Origin of the sequence: Streptococcus sp. HMSC067A03, assembly GCF_001814295.1 — a bacterium.
GTDB classification, from domain to species: domain Bacteria; phylum Bacillota; class Bacilli; order Lactobacillales; family Streptococcaceae; genus Streptococcus; species Streptococcus constellatus.
Genome location: NZ_KV815643.1, coordinates 103215 through 128563, shown reverse-complemented (window position 1 = coordinate 128563; position 25349 = coordinate 103215). Strand labels below are relative to the sequence as shown.

At 40.3% G+C, this 25349-nt stretch carries 17 protein-coding genes and 1 pseudogene; 12 read left to right on the top strand and 6 right to left on the bottom strand.

Annotated features, from left to right (window positions below; translation table 11 throughout):
- The coding region (locus tag HMPREF2963_RS02195; protein WP_148132052.1) for an LPXTG cell wall anchor domain-containing protein at nt 1–515 on the top strand (515 nt) is incomplete at its 5' end.
- Nucleotides 516–767: 252 nt separating this feature from the next.
- On the opposite strand, the gene HMPREF2963_RS02190 is transcribed toward HMPREF2963_RS02195, so the two are convergent.
- The 4 genes from HMPREF2963_RS02190 to HMPREF2963_RS02175 all read right to left on the bottom strand — a co-directional run bounded on the left by HMPREF2963_RS02190 (nt 768) and on the right by HMPREF2963_RS02175 (nt 4543).
- Nucleotides 768–1478, bottom strand: a complete 711-nt coding sequence (locus tag HMPREF2963_RS02190; RefSeq protein WP_039677600.1) for a hypothetical protein — start codon at nt 1476–1478, stop codon at nt 768–770.
- A 12-nt stretch (nt 1479–1490) separates the two neighbouring features.
- Nucleotides 1491–2165 (bottom strand): hypothetical protein, encoded by a 675-nt coding sequence (locus HMPREF2963_RS02185; protein ID WP_003070819.1) that lies wholly within the window; start codon nt 2163–2165, stop codon nt 1491–1493.
- Between the two features lie 434 nt (nt 2166–2599).
- On the bottom strand, nt 2600–3499 hold the full coding sequence (gene galU, locus HMPREF2963_RS02180; RefSeq protein WP_037598195.1) for a UTP--glucose-1-phosphate uridylyltransferase GalU: 900 nt from the start codon (nt 3497–3499) through the stop codon (nt 2600–2602).
- A 27-nt stretch (nt 3500–3526) separates the two neighbouring features.
- The gene (locus HMPREF2963_RS02175; RefSeq protein ID WP_003036582.1) at nt 3527–4543 is read right to left on the bottom strand and encodes an NAD(P)H-dependent glycerol-3-phosphate dehydrogenase; all 1017 of its coding nucleotides are present in this window, start codon (nt 4541–4543) and stop codon (nt 3527–3529) included.
- An 84-nt stretch (nt 4544–4627) separates the two neighbouring features.
- Here HMPREF2963_RS02175 and HMPREF2963_RS09365 point away from each other — a divergent pair.
- The 7 genes and pseudogenes from HMPREF2963_RS09365 to HMPREF2963_RS02145 form a co-directional block, all read left to right on the top strand.
- Nucleotides 4628–4807: pseudogene (locus HMPREF2963_RS09365) on the top strand (gamma-glutamyl-gamma-aminobutyrate hydrolase family protein); the annotation flags it as partial.
- Nucleotides 4808–5025: 218 nt separating this feature from the next.
- Nucleotides 5026–6060, top strand: a complete 1035-nt coding sequence (locus HMPREF2963_RS02170; RefSeq protein ID WP_070668361.1) for a S66 family peptidase — start codon at nt 5026–5028, stop codon at nt 6058–6060.
- 93 nt (nt 6061–6153) lie between these two features.
- On the top strand, nt 6154–6597 hold the full coding sequence (locus HMPREF2963_RS02165; protein WP_048800643.1) for a dUTP diphosphatase: 444 nt from the start codon (nt 6154–6156) through the stop codon (nt 6595–6597).
- Nucleotides 6578–7975, top strand: coding sequence for a DNA repair protein RadA (radA, locus tag HMPREF2963_RS02160; RefSeq protein WP_070668370.1), 1398 nt, complete (start codon nt 6578–6580; stop codon nt 7973–7975). Before HMPREF2963_RS02165 ends, radA begins: the two co-directional genes overlap by 20 nt.
- Nucleotides 7976–8212: 237 nt before the next feature.
- Complete coding sequence (gene gltX, locus HMPREF2963_RS02155) at nt 8213–9670, top strand: glutamate--tRNA ligase (protein WP_070668368.1); 1458 nt, start codon at nt 8213–8215, stop codon at nt 9668–9670.
- A 455-nt stretch (nt 9671–10125) separates the two neighbouring features.
- Nucleotides 10126–10653: a 5-formyltetrahydrofolate cyclo-ligase gene (locus HMPREF2963_RS02150; protein ID WP_039677605.1), complete on the top strand. Its 528-nt coding sequence runs from the start codon at nt 10126–10128 to the stop codon at nt 10651–10653.
- Nucleotides 10646–11326, top strand: coding sequence for a rhomboid family intramembrane serine protease (locus tag HMPREF2963_RS02145; RefSeq protein ID WP_006268016.1), 681 nt, complete (start codon nt 10646–10648; stop codon nt 11324–11326). The genes HMPREF2963_RS02150 and HMPREF2963_RS02145 overlap by 8 nt, the downstream gene beginning before the upstream one ends.
- A 57-nt stretch (nt 11327–11383) precedes the next feature.
- Here HMPREF2963_RS02145 and HMPREF2963_RS02140 read toward each other — a convergent pair whose 3' ends face one another.
- The gene (locus HMPREF2963_RS02140; RefSeq protein ID WP_049481472.1) at nt 11384–12220 is read right to left on the bottom strand and encodes a putative RNA methyltransferase; all 837 of its coding nucleotides are present in this window, start codon (nt 12218–12220) and stop codon (nt 11384–11386) included.
- A 210-nt stretch (nt 12221–12430) separates the two neighbouring features.
- Nucleotides 12431–13687 (bottom strand): tyrosine--tRNA ligase, encoded by a 1257-nt coding sequence (gene tyrS / locus HMPREF2963_RS02135; RefSeq protein WP_020998075.1) that lies wholly within the window; start codon nt 13685–13687, stop codon nt 12431–12433.
- A gap of 181 nt (nt 13688–13868) precedes the next feature.
- Between tyrS and pbp1b the strand changes: the two genes are divergently transcribed.
- The 4 genes from pbp1b (at nt 13869) to HMPREF2963_RS02115 (ending at nt 25071) form a co-directional block, all read left to right on the top strand.
- Nucleotides 13869–16208 carry a penicillin-binding protein PBP1B gene (pbp1b, locus tag HMPREF2963_RS02130; protein ID WP_070668358.1) on the top strand — a complete coding sequence of 780 codons (2340 nt, stop codon included), beginning with the start codon at nt 13869–13871 and terminating at the stop codon, nt 16206–16208.
- Between the two features lie 288 nt (nt 16209–16496).
- Nucleotides 16497–20063: a DNA-directed RNA polymerase subunit beta gene (gene rpoB, locus HMPREF2963_RS02125; protein WP_070668355.1), complete on the top strand. Its 3567-nt coding sequence runs from the start codon at nt 16497–16499 to the stop codon at nt 20061–20063.
- Between the two features lie 38 nt (nt 20064–20101).
- Nucleotides 20102–23740, top strand: a complete 3639-nt coding sequence (rpoC, locus tag HMPREF2963_RS02120; RefSeq protein ID WP_070668353.1) for a DNA-directed RNA polymerase subunit beta' — start codon at nt 20102–20104, stop codon at nt 23738–23740.
- Between the two features lie 131 nt (nt 23741–23871).
- On the top strand, nt 23872–25071 hold the full coding sequence (locus tag HMPREF2963_RS02115; protein ID WP_003027013.1) for a phosphoglycerate kinase: 1200 nt from the start codon (nt 23872–23874) through the stop codon (nt 25069–25071).
- Nucleotides 25072–25349 lie beyond the last annotated feature (278 nt).

Sequence of the window (25349 nt, the reverse complement as noted above, 5' to 3'; positions counted from 1 at the left end):
ATATTCTTCTTAAGAATGGTCAAAAGCTTGCCAAGGGTACAGATTTGACGAAGTTTGTCAACCAAACTGTTGATCACAAGACGAGAACAGTTCTGTATTCATTCTCTAGTGCTTTCTTGAACAGTATTTCAGATAATAGTGAGTTCCAAGCTACAGGTTACATGCAAGTGAAACAACTTGACTATGGTACAGTGAAGAACACCTTTACTGAAATCATCAATGGTGTTGAAAGAAATTCTAATACGGTAACAGTGGTAACGCCAGATAAACCTAAGACTCCGGATAAACCACAAACACCGCCAGAAACTCCTAATACACCTGAAAAACCGCAAACACCTCCTACACCAACCCCTACTCCAGTAGTACCAACTACTCCAAAAAAACCAGTAACTCCGAAAGTAAGTTTACCTTCAACAGGTGAAGCTACAAATACTGGTGCAACGTTGACAGGTTTGGCGTTTGCAGCTACAGCATTGTCAATGCTTGGCTTCAAGAAACGTAAAGAGGAAGAATAATTCTAACGCTAACTCTTTCTGTGCTATACTTATAGCAACAAATAGAGGTTGAGACTAAGTCTCAACCTCTTTGTTATGGATGTTGTAGTTGGATTATGTACTTGGACATGATGTGGGGGTAATTGAGTTCATAAAAGTAGTCTATTTTGCAAAATTAAGTAAATCGTTTTTAGGTTTCCGTTTAAATTGAGAACAAGTCAAAAAACCTTTCAAATATTGTTGAAAGGTTTTTAATATTATTAGAAACTTTTATTATCCAAGACTATCAATGGTTGCATTGATGATTTTAATAGATTCTTTTGTGTAATCTTTTTTTTGTAGTTGCTTTTCAGCTTTCGTCATTGGACGTGGCTTTACAACGGGGTCTGGTTTTACAACTGGTTTTTGTTGGTTTATTGTGTTTGTTTCAACATCAGGAACTGGTTGAACAACTGGTTCAGGCTCAGGTTCTACTTCGATGATGGGTTCTTCAACAGGTTGTACAGATGCAGTGCTGCCGTCAACAGATTGTTTCTCTCCCCATTCTTTACGTGCATCTAATTCACGTAGAACAAATGATTTCCCACGATATTCTTTCGGAACGATGGTTGCGATTTGTTCATCTGTGAAAAGTTCAGCTTCGTCAATATCTACAATATCCCAAACAATTTCCCCATCAGCATTGCGTACATAATAGCCATTTTCATCTTTTTGGCCACTCAAGAAACTGGATACACCAATGATTTCTGTGACATTGACATAACGCATACCTGTATCTACATCCCAGACACCTGAGAATACAGCTTCAAACAGTGCTTTGTATTGTTCTTCTGAATCTAACGAGAAACCATTGATGGTTTTCATCGCATTGGCACTGTATGCTCTTGATAAGACTTCAAGTTTCTTTTTGTAAGTATCAAATGATTTGTTTTTTAAGAAGCGATCTTGTTCTAGTGTTAAAACAGGCTTTTCGATTTCTGACATGGTTATAGACTCCTATTCATTATTATTGATATTAAAGTTTAAGGTAATCAGCATTAGTTTTGGCTGAGTGATTTTAAATAATTTACGAGCTAGTGAAATATTAAAAATACCGATGATATTTCCCTTTACATCTTGCCTAAAGTTCTTTCCAACGACTTCTACATTCTCTTTATGTTCGTCCTTCACTGCTTCACGGACGGCTTCAAGCATGGAAGCTTTTATCTCTTCAATACTTGAATATTCACTATAAAAAGAGACGGAATGATTTTTTTTAAAAACGGCATGATAAATCATTTTTCTATAAAATTTTTTATAGATAATGGCAATTAAAAATGGTATTGCCAAGCAGATATCAACGATTGGATTTTTTAAATAATCAAATAGTTGATTGTCAAAGTAGCTAATCACCGCTAAGTAACCAAGAGCAGATAGAATTTTAAAGTAATTGCTGGCAATAACGATGTCTTCGGAACTATTTGCCACTAAAAATCCAGCCAATATATAGATAAAAGAAGCGAGTAAAGCTGCAATGTGGATATAGTCTAGCGGTATATTGAGAATATTATATGTTAAGAGTAGGAGAGCCGTGCCAGCAACGAACACAATTCCTACGAAATAAATCAGTTCAGCTAACCACTTCAACAAGACTAGAAAGACTAACGGTGTGTCTTTTTTCTTTTTTGACATTTTAATCCTTTCTATTCTTTATTTATTTTAAGGATTGCCAGACACTAACTTTCCTCATACAAGAATTTTTGTATTATAATATATATATTACCAAAATTTCATAAATAATACAATAAGATTCATATATTCTGCAAGTGAAAATCCTCATTATTTCTATGTTTTCTTTTGTTTTGAATCACAATTATAAAAAGTGAGAAAAGAAATAAAAAAGAGGTTGAAATATAATTTTTCTAAATTTATATCATGATATGTCTTTTAGTCCGTCTCGTTCTGAAAGATGCGAGATAAAAAAACCACCCGCTTGTGAACTACACTCCAATCATTAGATGTTTGAGGCGCAGAGCATTGATGGATGGTTATGATTTCTATTTTTACAGTAAAATGTAATGATGGGAGAGACTTTTGATGTTACTGTCAATCCTAATCGCTATCTGTTAGTTCTCTTTTTTATCTAATTTCTTACCCAACTCAATGATGTATTGTTTCATGTCATCTTTTATTTGGGGATGTTTGAGGGCGTAATCAATAGATGTTTTCATAAAGCCAAATTTGTCACCAACGTCATAACGATCACCTGTGAATTCACGGGCAAATACTCTTTGTGTTTTATTGAGAGTATCAATGGCGTCTGTCAGTTGAATTTCATTTCCAGCACCTGGAGCTTGTGTTTCCAAAATGGAGAAGATTTCTGGTGTCAAAAGGTAGCGACCAATAATCGCAAGGTTACTTGGTGCGTCTTCTGGTTTTGGTTTTTCAACAAAGGTCTCCACGCTGTAGAGTCCATTTACTCCTTCACCTTGTGGGTCAATAACACCATAAGACGAAACGTCATCGTGTGGTACTTTCATGACAGCAATGGTTGACGCATGCGTTTCTTCGTAATCATTCATTAACTGTTTGGTTAGCGGAACTGCTTTGTCGTTTGTAATGTCCATCAGATCATCACCTAGCATAACGACAAAGGGTTCGTTACCAACGAATGCCTTGGCTTGTAAAACGGCATCGCCAAGTCCGCGTGGATGACTTTGGCGAATGAAGTGAAGACCAATGCCGGTAGTCTCGTCTACAAGTTTTAAAAGGTCAGACTTCCCTTTTTCTTTGAGGTTATACTCCAATTCAAAGTTTGAATCAAAGTGGTCTTCAATAGATCGTTTAGATTTTCCGGTTACGACCAAGATGTCTTTGATACCGGCCTTTAATGCTTCTTCGACAATAAATTGAATAGTCGGTTTGTCAACGATAGGCAGCATTTCTTTGGCGAGCGCTTTGGTTGCTGGCAAGAAACGAGTTCCAAGTCCAGCAGCAGGGATAACAGCTTTTCTTACTTGAGTCATATGACCCTCCTTTTTTGTAGTAGCTAATTACGACCATTCGTTTTCAGCTTTAAATTCATTATTCATTATATCATAAATGGCGTCTTTTATGTTAAGGCTTTCATAAATCACGTGATAGATCGCTTGAGTAATTGGCATATAGACACCCAGTTCTTGTGCGAGTTCGTAAGCAGCTTTGGTGGTGGAAATGCCTTCGATAACCATGCCCATATTGGCTTCAATATCTTCTAACTTTTCGCCACGACCAAGAGCATCACCAGCGCGCCAGTTACGTGAGTGAACGGAGGTTCCTGTGACAATTAAATCTCCTACTCCGGATAAGCCACTATATGTTAAGGGACTAGCACCGAGTTTGACGCCAAGACGAGTAATTTCTGCTAAGCCGCGTGTGATAATGGCAGCTTTGGCATTGTCACCGTAACCGAGACCATGAAGGGCACCTGCTCCGACAGCAATGATATTTTTTAGTGCGCCGGCTGTTTCTACGCCGATGACATCTGTATTAGTGTAGAGACGGAAGTAGTGATTGCTGAAAAGTTCTTGAACATATTTTGCTGCTTCTAAGTCTTTTGAAGCTGCTGTGATAAGAGTAATATCACGAACGATAGTTTCTTCAGCATGGCTTGGTCCAGAGACGACAACCACTTCGCTTCGTAAATTTGGAGATAATTCTTCTTCTAAAATTATGGAAAGTCGTTTGTGAGTATCGGGTTCGAGTCCTTTTGAAGCGTGCATGATTTTGACTGGATGGTCTAATACTTCAGCCACTTGTTTAGCTACGAGACGTGTGACTTTTGTTGGAACAACGAAAAGAATGGCATCAACGCCGTCAAGAGTTTCTTTTAAGTCATAATAGGCAGTAATCTTTTCATCGAGAACGATATCCTTGAAATAGCGTTTATTGGTATGGTGTTCGTTGATTTCAGTGATTTGCTCGGCAAGATTACCCCAAATACGAACTTCATGTCCATTGTCATTTAATACTTGTGCCAAAGCAGTACCCCATGAACCGGGGCCTAAAACAGCAACTGTTTGTTTTTCCATGTTCTTCTCCTTGTAGAGTTTTCTAGTCTTATTTTACCATAGAAAGCGATAAATTTCTTGTTTAACATTAGTTTAGATTGTTAAGTTAAGGATTTGGCACCGAATTTTCGCGCAACAGTATTTTATCATGGAGTTAAAATTATTGAAGCGACTGAGTCGCTAGATGGTAGTCGTATCATCGGGCTTCAATGGTACCCAGAGTTTTTAATCAATGAGGAAAAAGGAAATCTAAAATTTTTTCAGTACCTTTTGAGGGAATTATAAATTTAAAATGAGTCTTAAGCTTCATTTAAGAAAATCATTCTATAATAAAACTATCAAATGAAGACCTCCTAACTTTATTTGATGAAATCCTAAACTTTTTCATAATAATCTCCCTATAAAGATCACCAAAAGGTGGTCTTTTTGCTTTATATTTTTGCCGTTGCTTTTGGATGATTTATGTTATAATGTTTCAAATCATTGATTAAGGAGGAGAGAAGATGATAAAGACCGTTGGAATCGTTAGTTTATCAAGTGGAATCATTGGAGAAAGTGCTGTTAAACATGAAGTGAACTTGGGAGTAAAGCGCTTGAGAGACTTGGGGCTTGAAGTGAAGTTTTTAGAGCATGCACAAAAAGGAATGGGCTATCTGGCAGATCATCCTGAGTCCAGAGCGCAAGATTTGATTCAGGCTTTCAAGGATTCTTCAATTGATATGATTTTATGTGCTATCGGTGGAGATGATACTTATCGGTTGCTGCCTTATTTGTTTGAGAATGATGAGCTAAAAAAAGTTGTACACCAGAAAGTATTCCTAGGTTTTTCTGATACTACGATCAATCATCTTATGCTGCACAAGTTAGGAATCAAGACTTTTTATGGGCAATCTTTTCTTGCTGATGTTTGTGAACTAGAGACAGATATGCTCCCTTACACATTTTCTTATTTCAAAGAATTGATTACGACAGGCAGTATCTCAGAAATCCGCCCGAGCGAAGTTTGGTACGAGGAGAGAACGGATTTCAGCGAAAAAGCTCTGGGAACGAAACGAACTCGTCATGAAAATCAAGGATTTGAATTGCTAAAAGGCAGAGCAATCTTTGCTGGAGAAATTTTAGGTGGTTGCTTGGAATCCATCTATGATATATTTGCTCATTCACGATATGCGGATACTACTGAATTGTGTGCCAAATATGAACTATTTCCTACGCTGCAAGCTTGGAAAGGAAAAATTCTTTTGTTGGAAACCAGTGAAGAAAAATCAGAACCAACTTTATATCGAAAAATGCTAGAAACCTTAAAAACAACAGAAATTTTTTCTGTTTTAAATGGTATCCTTGTTGGAAAACCAATGGATGAAACTTATTATGGAGAATATAAAAAAATCCTGCTTGATGTCATTGATACAGATATTCCTATTTTATATAATTTAAATGTTGGACATGCTACTCCAAGAGCAATTGTTCCTTTTGGAGTGAAAGCTGAGGTGGATGCCAACGAGCAAGTGATTCGATTTTTGAATGAGCCAGAATAAATTAAAAAGTGCAGGCTGAAAGATGACCTGCATTTTGCGTGTTTTCTACGAATTTAGTATAATAGGGACAGCAAAAATAGAAAAGAGCAATACATGAAAATTCGCGGATTCGAGCTGGTTTCCAGCTTTACAAATGAAGATTTGCTGCCCAAGAGAGAGACGGCTCACGCAGCAGGATATGATTTAAAAGTGGCAGAGCGCATCATCATTGCGCCGGGGGAGATTAAGCTGGTTCCGACGGGTGTCAAGGCCTATATGCAGCCGGGAGAGGTTCTTTATCTTTATGACCGCTCGTCCAACCCTCGTAAAAAAGGCCTGGTTTTGATTAACTCCGTTGGGGTTATTGATGGTGACTACTACGGCAATCCTGGAAATGAAGGGCATATCTTTGCTCAGATGAAAAACATCACAGATCAGGAAGTTGTTCTTGAAGTTGGAGAACGTGTGGTTCAGGCTGTCTTTGCACCATTTCTGATTGCAGATGGAGATGAGGCAGAAGGCTTGCGGACCGGTGGTTTTGGAAGCACTGGGCATTAAGAAAGAGGAATCTATCATAGCCAAGAAAAAATCGACATTTGTTTGTCAAAATTGTGAATACCATTCGCCCAAGTATCTGGGGCGTTGTCCGAATTGTGGTGCTTGGTCGTCTTTTGTCGAAGAAGTAGAAGTGGCAGAAGTCAAAAATGCGCGTGTTTCTCTGACCGGAGAAAAAACACGACCGATGAAATTGGCAGAAGTAACTTCTATTGATGTGAAGCGCACCAAGACGGATATGGATGAATTTAACCGCGTTTTAGGCGGTGGTGTGGTGCCGGGAAGTTTAGTTCTAATCGGAGGAGATCCCGGTATTGGGAAATCGACACTTTTATTGCAGGTTTCAACCCAACTCTCTCACAAGGGAACGGTTCTTTATGTCAGCGGCGAGGAGTCTGCTGAGCAGATTAAACTGCGAGCTGAGCGATTAGGAGATATTGATAGTGAATTTTATCTCTATGCCGAGACCAATATGCAGCATATTCGTGCTGAGATTGAAAAAATCAAACCGGATTTTTTGATTATCGATTCCATTCAGACGATTATGTCGCCAGAAATTTCCAGCATGCAGGGCTCGGTTTCGCAAGTGCGGGAGGTGACAGCAGAACTCATGCAGTTGGCGAAAACTAACAATATTGCCACCTTTATCGTTGGTCATATGACCAAGGAAGGAACGCTGGCTGGTCCACGAACGCTAGAGCATATGGTAGATACAGTGCTGTATTTTGAAGGAGAACGTCAGCATACTTTCCGCATTTTGCGGGCAGTTAAAAATCGTTTCGGTTCGACCAACGAAATCGGCATTTTTGAGATGCAGTCAGGTGGTCTGGTTGAAGTGCTCAATCCTAGTCAGGTTTTCTTAGAGGAGCGTTTAGATGGTGCGACAGGCTCTTCTATCGTGGTGACGATGGAGGGGACACGACCGATTTTGGCGGAAGTGCAGGCTTTGGTGACACCGACCATGTTTGGCAATGCCAAGCGGACAACGGCAGGTCTGGACTTCAATCGTGCCAGCCTGATTATGGCTGTTTTGGAGAAACGAGCTGGTTTGCTTCTGCAAAATCAAGATGCTTATCTCAAATCAGCTGGTGGTGTGCGCTTAGATGAGCCTGCTATTGATTTAGCGGTTGCGGTAGCCATTGCTTCCAGTTATAAGGAAAAGCCAACCAACCCTCAAGAATGTTATATTGGCGAAATTGGTCTGACAGGCGAAATCCGCCGTGTCAATCGCATTGAGCAGCGCATCAACGAAGCTGTTAAGTTAGGCTTCACAAAAATTTATGTTCCTAAAAACTCTTTGAACGGATTGAATATTCCCGAAAAGACTGAAGTTATTGGTGTGACAACGATTGGTGAAGTATTGAAGAAGGTGTTTGGGTAAGTAAGTGTAACTGAACATTGAATTGGTAGGTGAGATAGGCGACGGTTTCTATATTGCTAAGGAAATTCTGTAGAGAAAGTTTGTTTTTCGCTCATCTTCTGTAAATGATTCGAAGAATAATAAAGTTTCATCGCTTCTGTTATTTCTTTTCGACAACTTGTGGTATAATAGTAACGTTTAAAATAGAAACAGGGTTTTCCTGTTAGAAATTTAAGATAAACATTAGGAGAAATGAAATTGGCGAATAAAATTCGTGTGCGCTACGCACCAAGTCCAACGGGACTGTTACATATCGGAAATGCGCGGACTGCGCTCTTTAATTATCTTTATGCTCGTCACTACGGTGGTACGTTTATTATTCGGATTGAAGATACAGACCGCAAGCGTCATGTCGAAGACGGGGAGCGTTCGCAGCTGGAAAATCTTCGCTGGTTAGGGATTGACTGGGATGAAAGTCCAGAAACGCATGAAAAATACCGCCAATCTGAACGTTTGGATATTTATCAAGGTTATATTAATGAGTTGCTCGAAAAAGGCTTGGCTTACAAATCATACATAACGGAAGAAGAATTAGCTACAGAGCGTGAACGGCAGGAAGCTGCTGGAGAAACGCCTCGTTACATCAATGAATATCTAGGAATGTCTGAAGATGAAAAAGTAGCTTATATCGCAGAGCGTGAAGCTAAAGGAATCGTTCCAACAGTCCGTCTTGCAGTCAATGAATCTGGTATTTACAAGTGGAATGATCTTGTTAAAGGTGAGATTGAATTTGAAGGTGGCAACATCGGTGGTGATTGGGTTATCCAGAAAAAAGATGGTTATCCAACATACAACTTTGCCGTTGTTGTTGATGATCACTTAATGGAAATTTCACATGTTATCCGTGGAGATGACCATATTGCTAACACACCTAAGCAGCTCATGGTTTATGAAGCACTTGGTTGGGAAGCACCGCAATTTGGTCACATGACCTTGATTATCAATTCGGAGACAGGCAAAAAATTGTCAAAACGTGATACGAATACACTTCAATTTATCGAAGATTACCGTAAAAAAGGCTACCTACCAGAAGCAGTGTTTAACTTTATTGCTCTCCTTGGTTGGAATCCTGGCGGTGAAAATGAAATTTTCTCTCGCGAAGAATTAATCCAACTCTTTGATGAACATCGTCTCAGTAAGTCTCCGGCTGCCTTTGACCAAAAGAAATTAGATTGGATGAGCAATGAATACATTAAAAATGCGGATTTTGAAACCATTTTTGAGATGGCAAAACCTTATTTGGATGTAGCTGGTCGTTTAACAGATAAGGCTGAGAAATTGGTCGCACTCTACAAACCACAGATGAAATCTGTTGATGAAATCGTACCGCTCACAGACCTCTTCTTTGAAGATTTCCCAGAGCTAACAGAAAATGAAAAAGAGTTTATGTCAGGCGAAACGGTACCGATTGTTTTGAAAGCATTCAAAGAAAAAATGGAAGCTATGAGTGATGAAGGCTTCAAATCAGAAAATATCTTCCCACAAATCAAGGCAGTGCAAAAAGAAACGGGTATCAAAGGGAAAAATCTCTTCATGCCAATCCGAATCGCTGTTTCGGGCGAAATGCACGGACCAGAATTACCAGATACCATTTATCTGCTTGGACGTGAAAAGTCCATTGAGCATATTGAGAAGATGCTGAAACATATTCAATAAGTTAACTAAAAAAACATCACAATATTTGAACTTTGTGGTGTTTTTGCTTTCTATATGATGAAATACTTGATTTTATGATATAATAATTTTTAATACTAAATTAAAGTAAAAAAAGGCCTATATTAGCTACTTAAATGACTACTCAGGAATTAATCCAACTTGTTACAAATGGATAAAAACGCAAATTTAAAAGTGCTATTTGAAGGAAAGTTGGCAGACGAAGTACCCAGATTCTGTCATTAAATTTTGGCATCTGGGATGGATTTGATTCATTAAATAAAGAAAAAAGAGCCATGCTTAGATTAGAGTATTCATTTCATGTTTTTTATTATCTGAAACTGCCATCAACTGAAGCATCTTTGCTATTTTGCTAATCAAAAAGTTGGAAAGTTTTTGTTGTTACTTTAATAAATGACGGATTGGAAATTCTGACAACCTTATCAAGGAGAAGATAAGTGAAGACGACTTTACGTAAAAAGATAGTAAGAGAAATGAAAGGACAGGAATTGATAGCAAAACAGCAGAGAGATGCTTTGCTCACACAGTACTTGCTGAAATCCTCTGTTTACCAACACGCTAAAACAATTGCGACTTATTTATCTTTGCCACACGAGTTTGACACGGGGCTTTTCATCAGACAAGCACAAGCAGATGGCAAGCGAATTGTGATTCCGAAGACTTATCCTCATGGGTGCATGATTTTTGTGGATTATAATCCAAATGACTTGGAATTGACTGCTTTTGGTATCTGGGAGCCAAGGAGTGGACAAGTGGTAGAGAAAACTCATATTGATTTGATTCACGTACCGGGTGTTGCTTTTAATAAAGGTGGCTACCGGATTGGCTATGGTGGAGGTTATTATGACCGCTACTTGGCTGATTTTAAGGGAATGACAGTAAGTACAATTTATCCTTGTCAATTAGCGGATTTTCAACCGGATAATTACGATATTCCTATTCAGGAGGTATTGATTTGTGAATAAAATTTATAATAAACAGTATCCTGTGACAAGTATTTTATTACTTATAACGACAGGACTTTTTCTAACCATGTTTTTATTGCGTGGATTTGCTTACAGCAGTACTCAAACAATTTATGAGTTTGGCGCCATGCATGGGCGAAGCATCCAATATTTTCCAAGTCAGATTTGGCGCTTGGTATCAGCGATTTTCGTTCATATCGGCTTGGAGCATTTTGTGATGAATATGATTACGCTGTATTTTATCGGACGCCAAGCTGAGGACATTTTTGGTTCATGGAATTTTCTGTTTCTTTATTTGATGTCTGGGATTTTAGGAAATGCTTTTGTCTTCTTTTTCACTCCAAGTGCTGTGGCGGCAGGGGCCTCTACATCTTTGTTTGGAATTTTTGGCGCTATTATTACGTTGCGCTATGCGGTTCACAATCCCTATATTCAGCAACTTGGTCAATCTTACTTAATTCTACTGGTTATGAACTTGGTATTAAGCTTGACACCGGGAATCAGTCTGGCAGGACATTTAGGCGGTGCAGTCGGAGGCGCTCTGTGTGCTGTTATTTTCCCAGTCCATGGCGAGCAAAGAGCTTATCAAGTGGGGCAACGTGTTTTAGCGCTGGTTATCTATTTAGTTTTAGTTTTGGGAATGGTCTTTCTTGCTTTTAATCGAGGCATATAAAAAGGGGTTGAATAGACTGCTGTATCTCGCGGCAGTCTGTTTCTACCTCTTTTGTGTTTATTTTTCTTGACCGACCAAAATCTTTGCAGCAATGGTGATTTCATGTAAAGATGACCAGTCGATTTTTTCAATATTCATATTGAAAAGAAGCGGAGTCATTTTCAGCAGAGCCATTTTTTCATTTTCCTTTAGTGAAAAAGTGCTAACAACATCATAGGAGTCTGCAATGGTAAAAGATTTCTTAAAGTGTTCAATGATTTTTTGATTGGAATAATTTGTGTTTGTTAACTGCTCGGCAACGATACTACGAATTTCTTGCAAATGTTGGCTGTTAGGAATAACCTTAATAAGCAAGCCGTTTTTCCGCAATACGCGTTGAAATTCTTGATAATTGGCAGGAGAGAAAATATCCAAAATCACATCCATACTGGTATCTTGAATGGAAAGATGCGCCAGATCTCCAACAAACCAATTTACTGCCATGCTGTGGTCGCTTTTGGCTGCTAGCTGAATCGATTCTTTTGATAAATCAAACGCGTAGATGTGTTTATCAGTCATCTGTGCTTGCAGGTTTCGAGCATAGTACCCCTCTCCGCAGCCAATATCTAACAGATTAGCATGCTGTGGCAAAGAAGTTAAAATATCTAACAGTTTGTTTAAAATTGGCTGATAGAATCCTGCTTCGAGAATCAATTGTCGATTTTGAAAGTTGGTTTTATCGTAGTCTTTTGACTGCTTCACCTGTGGTGCCAGATTGACATAACCGAATTTTGCTAGATCAAAGGAATGCTTATTGTTACATTTAAGACTATTTTCTGCTAAAAACAAGGCTTGCTGGCAAAAAGGGCAAGCAAAAAGATTAGCTGTTTCAAAACGTTTGAGTTTGGGTTTCATGCGTTTTCTCTTTCATAGATTTCTCTGACTAGTGTAACATGTGAGAAATGCTTTGGCAAGTCGATGATAAAGAAAGGAAACTGAAAATGAGTTCTTCTTTATTAAGATGGGATTTGTGTTTTTTATTTTTCAAGGTACAACTAGGTCAATGCATTATGCTAATTAAAATAAAGAAAAAGCTAGGGTTAAACCCAGCCTTTTCATTTTTGACTAGTAAGTCAAAACAAAATATTTTTTCTTCCCGCGCCGAATAACGGTCAGTTCGTTTTCTAATTTGTCAGCATCCGTTAATGTATAGTTAAGGTCTTGAATACGTTCGCCATTGACATAAATAGCGCCATTTTGAACATCTTCCCGCGCTTGGCGTTTAGAATTGACAATGCCAGCTGTTACCAACATTTCTACGATATTGAGATTGTCATCTACTTTCACTTGATAATTTGGCACCCCGCGAAGTCCTTGTTTCAGTTCTTTGACAGAAAGATTTTTAATATTTCCAGCAAAAAGCTGCTCGGTGATGTTGAGCGCTTCTTTGTAGGCTTCTTCGCCATGTACAAGCGTGACCACTTCTCGTGCTAAGATTTTTTGTGCCAACCGTTCGTGGGGAGCTGCTTCAAATTGTTTTCTGATTTCTTCGATTTCATCAAGTGGAAGAAGTGTAAAGATTTTTAGGAAACGTACGGCATCAGCGTCCATGACATTCATCCAGAATTGATACATTTCGTAAGGACTGGTTTTATCGGCATTGAGCCATACAGCATTGCCTTCTGACTTACCAAATTTCTTACCAGTTGCGTCTGTGATAAGAGGCACTGTAATAACATGACCTGTTTTATCTGCTTTGCGGCGAAGTAATTCTGTACCAGCAGTCATATTGCCCCATTGATCTGAACCACCGATTTGCAAAGTGACATCGTATTGTCGATTTAACTCAAAAAAGTCATAGCCTTGCATAATCTGGTAAGCAAACTCGGTATACGAAATGCCTGTTTCAATCCGTTTTTTTACGGATTCTTTACTCATCATGTAGTTGACAGTGAAATATTTTCCAACATCACGTAGAAAGTCAATAAAGCTAATGTCGGAGAACCAGTCATAGTTGTTGACCATTTCAGCCTTGTTGTCGCCATTTTCAAAGTCAAGAAAACGCGATACTTGCGCTTGAATGCTCTGTACCCAGCCTTCAACTGTGTCTTTTGTTTGTAAGCTCCGTTCTGTATCTTTAAATGATGGATCGCCAATTAAGCCAGTTGCACCGCCAACGAGAGCATAGGGTTTGTGACCAGCCAACTGTAAATGTTTCATGACAAGGATTGGTACAAGGTGACCAAGATGTAAGCTATCAGCAGTTGGGTCATAACCAGAATAAAAGCTGACATTTCCTTCTGCTAGGGCTTTGCGCAATGCTTCTTCGTCAGTTGTTTGAAAAACCAAACCACGTTCTTTTAGCTCATCAAAAATGTGCATATCTGTCTCTCCTTTATAAAATTTCTAGTTATTGTAACATTGTATCACAAACAAGCACTAGAATATAGTAAAATCGCAAAAATAATGAAAAAAACAATGATTTCAGCCAAGGCTTGCCTTTCTTGTTGTCAGAAGTTTCATAAATTTGCTATAATAGGCACAGAAAGCCCAAGGAGAAAGAATGTTTAAACAAGTTTTAGAAAAAATACAACAATTGTTTGAGAAACTTTTTCAAACAGATCGTCCTAGCAAAAATAAAAAGGAAAACTGGACAATTTTGAGTATTGGTGGAACTATCCTTCGTACTCTGAAATTATTATCAAATGTCTTTTTTGTGCTTGTTTTTTTAGGGTGCTTGTTTGGTGGAGGTATTGCATTGGGTTATGGTGCAAGAATCTTCGATAAGGTTGAAACTCCTAAAAAAGAAGAGCTCATCAAAAAAATCCAAGACATCTCGGCTATTTCTGAATTAAAATATGCTGATGGTAGTTCAATTTCAGCAATTGATAGTGATTTACTAAGAATATCAGTAGCTAGCAAATCTATTTCTGCTAATGTAAAAAAAGCAGTCATTGCTACGGAAGACGAAAATTTCCACAAGCATCATGGGGTTGTTACGAAAGCTGTTTTGCGGGCAACACTAGGATCTGTTGCAGGGATTGGCTCCTCAAGTGGTGGTTCCACCTTAACGCAGCAGTTAATCAAACAACAAGTTGTTGGTGATGCACCAACTTTCAAGCGTAAAGCGACAGAAATCATTGATGCACTGGCTTTAGAACGCTGTATGAACAAAGATGATATTTTAACGACTTATTTGAATGTGGCCCCGTTTGGAAGAAATAATAAAGGGCAAAATATTGCCGGTGTAGAAGAAGCGGCCCAAGGAATTTTTGGAGTACCTGCTAGCAAGTTGACAGTACCTCAAGCAGCTTTTATTGCGGGGTTGCCACAAAGCCCGATTGTTTATTCTCCTTATGCAACTGATGGTAGTCTGAAAAGTGCTAAAGACATGACATTGGGACTCAACCGTGCTAAAAAAGTCATTTACAATATGTATCGAACAGGTGCGATTAATAAAGATGAGTACCAATTGTATAAAGATTATGATTTGAAACGGGATTTTCTGCCTGCCGATCGCTCTTCAAAAAATTCGCATGATTATTTATATTACGTTGCGATGAAAGAAGCTCAAAAAGCAATGTATGAATACTTGATTAGGCGAGACAATGTTTCACAACAGGAATTAAAAAATGATGCAACTGTGAAAGCCTATAAAGAATTAGCTGCAAAAGAGTTGAGTGAGGGTGGCTATACTGTTACCACAACGATTAACAAAAATATCCACAACGCTATGCAAAATGCGATTGCTAATTTTGGTGGTGTGTTAGATGATGGAACAGGTGCAGTTGAAGCGGGAAATGTTCTCATGGACAATCGGACGGGTGCTGTTTTGGGCTTTATAGGAGGACGTGATTATGCTTCCAACCAAAACAACCACGCTTTTGATACGGAGCGCTCACCAGGCTCAACCATTAAACCGATTTTAGCTTATGGCATAGCCATTGACCAAGGCCTGATGGGCAGTGCCAGTATGCTGTCTAATTATCCGGCGAATTTCTCTAGCGGCGAGCCCATTATGCACGTAGATAGCCGTGGTACGGCTATGATGGATTTGCAGGAGGCTTTAAATACTTCTTGGAACATTCCAGCTTATTGGACCTATAAATTGCTTCGTGACAAAGGGGTCAATGTTCGAGGTTATATGGAAAAAATGGGCTATCAAATTGAAAATTACGATATTGAAAGTTTGCCAATGGGCGGTGGGGTTGAAGTATCTGTTGCTCAGCATACCAATGGTTTTCAAACTTTAGCCAATAATGGGGCTTATCAAGAGCGCTATATGATTGAAAAGATTACGGCAAAGAATGGGAAAGTTGTATATGAACATAAAGCTAAACCTGTTCAAGTTTATTCCAAGGCCGCAGCAACGATTATGCAAAGCCTTATGCGTGGAGTGTTGAGTTCAGGTGCTACGACGACTTTCAAATCTCGTTTAGCACAGATTAATAGTAGCTTGGCTAATGCTGATTGGATAGGAAAAACGGGGACAACCAACAGCAATGGAGATATGTGGCTTATGGTATCCACTCCAAAATTAACGTTGGGTGGTTGGATCGGTCATGACAATAATGCTTCAATGGCACCTTTGACGGGTTACAATAACAATGCTCAGTATATGGCTCACTTGGTGAATGCAATTCATCAAGCTGATCCAAATATTTGGGGAGTTGGTGATAAGTTCAATTTGGATTCAAGCGTGATTAAGTCCAATGTTCTCAAAGCAACAGGTGAACGAGCTGGAACAGTCACAGTCAACGGTCGTAGCATGAGCCTGACTGGTCAGACGGTTACTAGTTACTGGGCGAAAAATGGCGCTCCGATGACCACCTATAAATTTGGAATCGGTGGGACAGATAGTGATTATCAAAAAGCTTGGGCAGCACTTTTAGGTGGACGTTAAAATAAAAACACTTTCATAAGTAAAGAAACTTGAAAAGCAGAGTAAAATAGGGTATAATATTATTAATAATTTGTCGTCTGCTTTATTTGAAATATTGTCCATATAAAGCTCACAGCAGTTAAATCATACTTTTAGAGTCAGATTTAGCTGCTCTTTTTGTGCCTATTTTTGGGATTTTCATCGTTTGTTATCAAAACTTAAAGATTCTGAAAATTTATCAGAAAGGACAAATGAAATTGCTACTCTATCATGTAATAGAGAATGTAGAAAGAAGAAGGAGTAAAAAACTTGGCAGGACATGAAGTTCAATACGGGAAACACCGTACTCGTCGTAGTTTTTCAAGAATCAAGGAAGTTCTTGATTTACCAAATTTGATTGAAATCCAGACGGATTCGTTCAAAGATTTTCTTGACCATGGTTTGAAAGAAGTATTTGAAGATGTACTTCCTATTTCAAACTTTACAGACACTATGGATCTGGAGTTTGTTGGTTATGAAATCAAAGAATCCAAATACACTTTAGAAGAAGCACGGATTCACGATGCTAGCTATTCTGCACCTATTTTTGTGACGTTCCGTTTAATCAATAAAGAAACCGGCGAAATCAAGACGCAAGAAGTCTTCTTTGGCGATTTTCCAATCATGACAGAAATGGGAACGTTTATCATCAACGGTGGTGAGCGGATTATCGTATCACAGCTCGTTCGTTCTCCAGGTGTTTACTTCAATGATAAAGTAGACAAAAATGGGAAGGTTGGGTATGGTTCAACCGTCATTCCAAACCGTGGAGCTTGGTTAGAGTTGGAAACGGACTCAAAAGATATTGCCTACACTCGGATTGACCGCACTCGTAAAATTCCATTTACAACGCTTGTTCGTGCACTTGGTTTCTCTGGTGATGATGAAATCTTTGATATTTTCGGTGATAGCGATCTCGTTCGCAACACGATTGAAAAAGATATTCACAAAAATCCGATGGATTCACGTACAGATGAAGCGCTGAAAGAAATCTATGAACGCCTTCGTCCAGGTGAGCCTAAGACAGCGGATAGCTCACGTAGTCTGTTGGTTGCTCGTTTCTTTGATCCACATCGTTATGACTTGGCGGCAGTTGGTCGTTACAAGATTAATAAAAAATTAAATATCAAAACACGTTTGTTAAATCAAACGATTGCAGAACCTTTGGTTGACCCAGAAACAGGAGAAATCTTAGTAGAAGCCGGAACAGTTATGACGCGTAGTGTCATTGATAGTATTGCAGACTATTTGGATGGAGATTTGAATAAAATCACTTATATTCCAAATGATGCAGCTGTATTGACAGATCCAGTCGTTCTTCAAAAATTCAAAGTCGTGGCACCAACTGATCCAGATCGCGTGGTAACTATTATTGGGAATGCTAATCCAGGTGATCGGGTTCATACGATTACACCAGCGGATATCTTGGCTGAGATGAGCTACTTCCTCAACTTAGCAGAAGGCATCGGCCGTGTGGATGATATTGACCACTTGGGAAATCGTCGGATTCGTGCGGTAGGTGAATTGCTTGCTAACCAAGTGCGTCTTGGACTTTCTCGCATGGAGCGCAATGTGCGTGAACGCATGAGCGTGCAAGATAACGAAGTACTGACTCCGCAACAAATCATTAACATACGCCCAGTTACAGCAGCTATCAAGGAATTCTTTGGTTCCTCTCAATTGTCTCAATTTATGGATCAACACAATCCACTGTCTGAGTTGTCTCACAAACGTCGTTTGTCTGCCTTAGGACCTGGTGGTTTAACACGTGACCGTGCAGGATACGAAGTGCGTGACGTGCACTATACCCACTATGGTCGTATGTGTCCGATTGAAACACCTGAAGGACCAAATATTGGTTTGATCAATAACTTGTCTTCTTATGGACATTTGAATAAATATGGCTTTATCCAAACGCCTTACCGTAAAGTGGATCGTGAAACAGGTCTGGTCACCAATGAAATCGTCTGGTTAACAGCGGATGAAGAAGATGAATACATCGTTGCTCAAGCAAATTCTAAGTTAACAGAAGAAGGGCGTTTTGCAGAAGCGATTGTTATGGGACGTCACCAAGGGAATAACCAAGAATTTCCTTCAGATCAGGTGGATTTCATGGATGTGTCGCCTAAACAGGTAGTTGCCGTTGCGACAGCATGTATCCCGTTCCTTGAAAATGACGACTCAAACCGTGCTCTCATGGGTGCTAACATGCAACGTCAAGCAGTACCGTTGATTGATCCGCATGCACCATACGTTGGAACTGGAATGGAATACCAAGCAGCTCACGATTCTGGTGCGGCGATTATTGCACAACACGATGGTAAAGTTGTATATTCTGATGCTGCCAAAGTTGAAGTTCGTCGTGAAGACGGTTCGCTTGATGTCTATCATATTACGAAATTCCGCCGTTCAAACTCTGGTACTTCTTACAACCAACGTACGCTGGTGAAAGTTGGCGATACGGTTGAAAAAGGCGACTTTATTGCAGACGGACCTTCTATGGAAAAAGGTGAAATGGCGCTTGGACAAAATCCAATCGTTGCTTATATGACATGGGAAGGTTACAATTTTGAAGATGCCGTTATCATGAGTGAACGTCTAGTAAAAGATGACGTTTATACCTCTGTTCACTTGGAAGAATTTGAATCAGAAACACGTGATACAAAGCTTGGTCCTGAAGAAATTACGCGCGAAATTCCAAACGTTGGGGAAGATGCGCTAAGAGACCTTGACGAAATGGGAATTATCCGCATTGGTGCTGAGGTGAAAGAGGGCGACATTCTTGTCGGTAAAGTAACGCCGAAAGGTGAAAAAGACTTATCCGCTGAAGAACGCCTGCTTCATGCAATTTTCGGTGATAAATCTCGTGAAGTACGTGACACATCTCTTCGTGTACCACATGGTGGTGCTGGGGTTGTCCGTGATGTGAAAATCTTTACTCGTGCGAACGGTGATGAATTGCAATCTGGTGTCAACATGTTGGTGCGTGTTTACATTGCTCAAAAACGAAAGATCCGCGTTGGGGATAAGATGGCCGGACGCCACGGAAATAAAGGGGTTGTTTCCCGCATTGTTCCAGTTGAGGATATGCCTTATCTTCCAGACGGAACACCAGTAGACATCATGTTGAACCCACTTGGGGTGCCATCACGTATGAATATCGGACAGGTTATGGAGCTTCACCTTGGTATGGCTGCTCGCAACCTTGGTATCCACATAGCAACGCCAGTATTTGACGGAGCAAGCTCAGATGACCTTTGGGATACTGTTCGTGAAGCAGGCATGGATAGCGATGCCAAGACGATTCTTTATGATGGTCGTACGGGTGAGCCGTTTGACAACCGTGTATCTGTCGGTGTCATGTATATGATTAAATTGCACCACATGGTCGATGATAAGCTTCATGCCCGTTCAGTTGGTCCTTATTCAACCGTTACACAACAACCACTTGGTGGTAAAGCTCAATTCGGTGGACAACGTTTTGGAGAAATGGAAGTTTGGGCTTTGGAAGCTTACGGTGCTTCTAACGTCCTTCAAGAAATCTTGACCTACAAGTCAGATGATATCAATGGTCGTTTGAGAGCTTATGAAGCTATTACTAAAGGCAAACCAATTCCAAAACCAGGTGTGCCAGAATCTTTCCGTGTTCTTGTGAAAGAATTGCAGTCACTTGGTCTTGACATGCGCGTCCTAGATGAAGATGACAATGAAGTAGAACTTCGTGACTTGGATGAAGGCATGGATGACGATGTGATTCACGTAGATGACCTTGAAAAAGCGCGTGAAAAGGCAGCTCAAGAAGCGAGAGCAGCTTTTGAAGCTGAAGGAAAAGAATAAGAACTGATTCAATAGATAATAAAGAAAGGTAAGAAATAGTGGTTGATGTAAATCGTTTTCAAAGTATGCAAATCACCCTAGCTTCACCTAGTAAAGTCCGCTCTTGGTCTTATGGGGAAGTGAAGAAACCTGAAACAATTAACTACCGTACACTAAAGCCAGAACGTGAAGGACTTTTTGATGAAGTCATCTTTGGTCCTACGAAAGATTGGGAATGTGCGTGTGGAAAGTATAAACGGATTCGTTATAAAGGAATCATTTGTGACCGTTGTGGTGTTGAAGTCACTCGTACAAAAGTGCGTCGTGAGCGTATGGGACATATTGAGTTAAAGGCTCCTGTTTCTCATATTTGGTATTTTAAAGGGATTCCGAGTCGCATGGGCTTGACATTGGATATGAGTCCTCGTGCTCTTGAAGAAGTCATTTATTTTGCAGCTTATGTGGTAATTGATCCAAAAGATACGCCACTTGAGCACAAATCTATTATGACGGAGCGGGAATATCGTGAACGTTTGCGGGAATACGGTTCAGGATCATTTGTTGCAAAAATGGGTGCTGAAGCTATCCAAGATCTCTTGAAACAAGTAGATTTGGAAAAAGAAATTGCAGCCCTCAAAGAAGAATTAAAAACTGCAACTGGGCAAAAGCGCGTCAAAGCGATACGCCGCTTAGATGTTTTAGATGCTTTCCAAAAATCTGGTAACAAACCAGAATGGATGGTCTTAAATATTTTGCCAGTTATTCCGCCAGACTTACGTCCAATGCTTCAGCTGGACGGTGGACGCTTTGCTTCTTCTGACTTGAACGATCTTTACCGTCGTGTTATCAATCGGAACAATCGTTTGGCACGTCTTTTGGAGCTGAATGCTCCTGGAATCATCGTGCAAAATGAAAAGCGGATGTTGCAAGAAGCGGTTGATGCGTTGATTGACAACGGTCGTCGTGGTCGTCCAATTACTGGACCAGGTAGCCGCCCGCTCAAATCATTGAGCCACATGCTTAAAGGAAAACAAGGTCGTTTCCGTCAAAACTTGCTCGGAAAACGGGTTGACTTCTCAGGACGTTCGGTTATTGCGGTAGGTCCAACCCTCAAGATGTACCAATGTGGTGTGCCGCGCGAAATGGCAATTGAGCTTTTCAAACCATTTGTTATGCGTGAAATTGTAGCGCGTGATATTGTGCAAAACGTGAAAGCTGCTAAACGCTTGGTGGAACGCAGTGATGAACGTATTTGGGATATCTTAGAGGACGTCATTAAAGAACACCCGGTACTCCTTAACCGCGCACCGACACTTCACAGATTAGGAATTCAAGCATTTGAGCCAGTCTTAATTGACGGGAAAGCTCTTCGTTTGCACCCGCTTGTGTGTGAGGCCTACAATGCCGACTTTGACGGAGACCAAATGGCTATTCACGTACCATTGTCGGAAGAAGCTCAGGCAGAAGCACGGATTCTTATGCTAGCTGCTGAGCACATCCTCAATCCAAAAGACGGTAAGCCAGTCGTAACACCGTCACAAGATATGGTCTTGGGGAATTATTACCTAACAATGGAAGAAGCTGGTCGTGAAGGTGAAGGTATGGTCTTTAAAGACCGTGACGAAGCTGTAATGGCTCTTCGGAATGGTTATGTGCATTTACATACACGTGTTGGGATTGCGACTGATAGTTTGAACAAACCATGGACGGAAGATCAAAAACACAAGATTCTTTTAACAACAGTTGGTAAGATTCTTTTCAATGACATCATGCCAGATGAATTGCCGTATTTGCAAGAACCAGTTGCCTCAAACATAGCAGAAGGTGTGCCAGCTAAATACTTCTTAGAACCTGGTCAAGATGTCAAAGAAGCCATCAGTAAACTTGAATTAAACGTACCATTTAAGAAGAAAAATCTCGGGAATATCATTGCTGAGATCTTCAAACGTTTCCGTACAACTGAAACGTCTGCTTTTCTAGACCGTCTGAAAGATCTCGGCTATCATCATTCAACGCTTGCTGGTTTGACAGTAGGGATTGCCGATATTCCAGTCGTTGAAGATAAGGCAGAAATTATCGAAGAGTCACATAAACGTGTTGAACAAATCACGAAACAATTCCGTCGTGGGATGATTACAGACGATGAGCGCTATAACGCGGTTACTGCAGAATGGCGTGCTGCTCGTGAAAAATTGGAAAAACGTTTGGTTGCCAACCAAGATCCTAAGAATCCAATCGTTATGATGATGGATTCTGGAGCCCGTGGTAACATTTCTAACTTCTCACAACTTGCTGGTATGCGTGGTTTGATGGCTGCTCCTAATGGCCGTATCATGGAATTACCTATTCTATCTAACTTCCGTGAAGGTTTGTCTGTTTTGGAAATGTTCTTCTCTACTCACGGTGCTCGTAAAGGGATGACTGATACAGCCCTTAAAACAGCTGACTCAGGTTACTTGACTCGTCGTCTAGTTGACGTTGCCCAAGACGTTATCATTCGTGAGGATGACTGTGGTACAGATCGCGGTCTTGTGATTCGCTCTATTACTGATGGTAAGGAAATGATAGAGCCACTAGAAGAACGCTTGATTGGTCGTTATACGAAGAAATCTGTTAAACATCCTGAAACAGGCGAAATCATCGTTGGTCCAGATGTATTAATTACAGAAGATATGGCGCATGAGATTGTTAGCGCTGGTGTCGAAGAAGTCACTATTCGCTCTGTCTTTACATGTAATACACGTCATGGAGTTTGCCGTCGTTGTTACGGTATCAACCTGGCAACGGGTGATGCGGTTGAAGTCGGTGAGGCAGTCGGAACGATTGCTGCCCAATCTATCGGTGAACCTGGTACACAGCTTACAATGCGTACTTTCCACACGGGTGGTGTTGCGTCTAATACCGATATCACACAAGGTCTTCCTCGTGTCCAAGAAATCTTTGAAGCCCGCAATCCAAAAGGGGAAGCAGTTATTACTGAAGTTAAAGGCGAAGTAACTGCAATTGAAGAAGACGCTTCTACTCGGACTAAGAAAGTCTTTGTTAAAGGTGCAACTGGTGAAGGGGAATATGTAGTACCATTTACAGCTCGTATGAAAGTAGCAGTAGGGGATAAAATCTCTCGTGGCGCTGCTCTGACAGAAGGATCTATCCAGCCTAAGCACTTGCTGGCTGTTCGTGATGTCTTGTCTGTTGAAACTTACTTGCTTGCTGAAGTACAAAAAGTTTACCGTAGCCAAGGGGTAGAAATCGGTGACAAACACATTGAGGTAATGGTTCGCCAGATGATTCGCAAAGTGCGTGTCATGGATCCAGGAGATACAGATCTTCTCATGGGTACACTCATGGATATCACAGACTTTACCGATGCTAACCGTGATGTGGTTATCTCTGGAGGAGTTCCTGCGACTGCTCGCCCAGTCCTCATGGGAATTACTAAAGCATCTCTTGAAACAAACAGTTTCTTGTCGGCTGCTTCCTTCCAAGAAACCACTCGTGTCCTTACAGACGCGGCTATCCGTGGTAAGAAAGACCACTTGCTTGGTCTCAAGGAAAATGTTATTATTGGTAAAATTATCCCAGCTGGTACAGGTATGGCTCGTTACCGTAACCTTGAACCGCAAGCTGTCAATGAAGTCGAAATTATCGAAGATACAACTGTAACAGAACCTGTGGAAGAAACCACTCCAGTAGAATAATAAAGAGTCGAGTTTTCTCGGCTCTTTTCATATTCAAAATTATTTTGTGAAAACTTTCTTTATATCAAGAAAACTTTTAGAAAATATGATATAATAGTTTCGTATAAAATAGAAAAAGGAGTTTTTGTAACATGGCAAAACTTACTGTTAAAGACGTTGAATTGAAAGGCAAAAAAGTCCTTGTTCGCGTTGATTTCAATGTGCCGCTTAAAGACGGAGTTATCACAAATGACAACCGTATCTCAGCTGCTCTTCCAACAATCAAGTATATCCTTGAACATGGCGGACGTGCTATTCTTTTCTCTCACCTTGGACGTGTGAAAGAAGAAGCTGATAAAGAAGGAAAATCTCTTGCACCAGTTGCGGCTGATTTAGCTAAAAAATTAGGCCAAGATGTTGCTTTTCTTCCAGGAGTAACTCGTGGAGCAGAGCTTGAAGCAGCTATCAATGCCCTTAAAGACGGTGAAGTTCTTTTGGTTGAAAACACTCGTTTTGAAGATGTTGACGGCAAGAAAGAATCTAAAAACGATCCAGAACTTGGTAAATATTGGGCAAGCCTTGGAGACGGTATCTTTGTAAATGATGCATTTGGTACAGCTCACCGTGCTCACGCATCTAACGTAGGTATCTCAGCAAACGTTGAGAAAGCAGTTGCAGGTTTCCTTCTTGAAAACGAAATTGCTTATATCAAAGAAGCTGTTGAAAATCCAGTTCGTCCATTCGTAGCAATCCTTGGTGGTTCTAAAGTATCAGACAAGATTGGTGTTATCGAAAATCTTCTTGAAAAAGCTGATAAAGTGCTTATCGGTGGTGGTATGACGTATACTTTCTACAAAGCACAAGGTATCGAAATCGGTAACTCACTTGTAGAAGAAGATAAGTTGGAGGTTGCAAAAGCTCTGCTTGAAAAAGCAAACGGTAAACTCATTTTGCCAGTTGACTCTAAAGAAGCAAATGCTTTTGCGGACTACACTGAAGTGAAAGATACTGACGGTGAAGCAGTAGATTCTGGCTTCCTTGGACTTGATATCGGTCCTAAATCAATCGCTAAATTTGACCAAGAATTAACTGGTGCGAAAACAGTTGTTTGGAATGGTCCAATGGGTGTCTTTGAAAATCCTGACTTCCAAGCTGGTACAATCGGTGTCATGGATGCTATCGTGAAACAACCAGGCGTGAAATCTATTATCGGTGGTGGTGACTCAGCAGCGGCAGCTATCAACCTTGGTCGTGCAGACAAATTCTCATGGATTTCTACAGGCGGAGGCGCAAGCATGGAGCTTCTTGAAGGTAAAGTATTGCCAGGATTGGCTGCTCTTACAGAAAAATAAGGCGGTCAGTCAGAGATCTATGATTTCGTTGAGTCTCATTTCTGATTTTTAGGGGACAACTTCAACTCATCCACTGGAAGAGTTGAACCCTGCAAGGCTGAATAGGTTGGTCACGAGCTTAGCGAAGTGAACTGCCATTCAGCTATTGCGCTATAAGTAGATGAAAAGAGCTGGATGTCAGCTCTTTTCTAGTGCACACGCTAGATTTTCTGCGAAACGAAGTGAGCTAAGAAAATCAGTGGAGGTAAAGATAAAGTACTGCCAGCTCTTGCAGCACT